This window comes from Arthrobacter sp. RAF14 (assembly GCF_052114185.1).
In the GTDB taxonomy this organism is placed as follows: domain Bacteria; phylum Actinomycetota; class Actinomycetes; order Actinomycetales; family Micrococcaceae; genus Arthrobacter_E.
In genome coordinates, this window is sequence record NZ_JBFREG010000020.1 from 1 (window position 1) to 442 (window position 442).

A 442-nucleotide genomic window follows, 5' to 3' on the forward strand; every position below is an offset into this window, starting at 1 on the left:
TCAGATCGGGCAGGCTGCCGAGCATGTCACCCGGGTTACCGCCGGGGGTTCCCGGGGTGCCGGGGTTGCCGCCCGGAAGACCCGGAAGTCCAGGCAGGCCGGGGATGACTCCACCGGGGTTCCCACCAGGAGTTCCCGGGGTGCCGGGGTTGCCGCCCGGAAGACCCGGAAGTCCAGGCAGGCCGGGGATGACTCCACCGGGGTTCCCACCAGGAGTGCCCGGGGTGCCGGGGGTGCCCGGAAGGCCCGGAAGGCCCGGAAGGCCGGGGATGACTCCACCGGGCAGGCCGGGGAGGCCGGGGATGACTCCGCCGGGGTTTCCGCCGGGGGTTCCCGGGGTGCCGGGGGTGCCGGGTAGGTTGGGGGTTCCGGTGAGGCCGGGGAGTTCGATGTTCAGGTGGGGTTTGCCGTCCTTGAGGGGTGCGGCTGCGTCGACGAAGAC

1 protein-coding gene is annotated in these 442 nt (G+C 73.3%); it reads right to left on the reverse strand.

Features of this window, described 5'->3' with window-relative positions; all coding sequences use genetic code 11:
• The coding region (locus AB4Y75_RS16715) for a hypothetical protein (protein WP_441437000.1) at positions 1 to 442 on the reverse strand (442 nt) is incomplete at both ends.